The organism is Herbidospora sp. RD11066 (assembly GCF_054661255.1).
The window spans coordinates 1-263 of the sequence record NZ_BAAGDO010000199.1; the positions used below are offsets into that span (position 1 = coordinate 1).

General features: G+C 39.9%; 1 protein-coding gene. It reads right to left on the reverse strand.

What is annotated here, in order from left to right:
• Positions 1-23: 23 nt before the first annotated feature.
• Complete coding sequence (locus ACYQ78_RS39735; protein WP_459806165.1) at positions 24-236, reverse strand: hypothetical protein; 213 nt, start codon at positions 234-236, stop codon at positions 24-26.
• Between the last annotated feature and the right edge of the window lie 27 nt (positions 237-263).

A 263-nucleotide genomic window follows, 5' to 3' on the forward strand; every position in this document is an offset into this window, starting at 1 on the left:
CCTCGGTTATTATAACGATCAGTCTACTCAGCGTCAACTGATTTGTTATCGATGACGTCATCATGATCATCAACATGATAAACATCATCAACAGAATGAGCTAGTTCAGTTTTGGAATCACCTGACCAGGTGAACTTGCCGCCGTGTCCTCCTTTTTTCGGTGATCCGTTCATTCCGGTTGATGATTTCCGGTCTGTTTTTGTGGTGGACTTGATGCTCTTGCCATTATTCTTCATTTTTGTTTTAAGTTTGTTATATTAGTT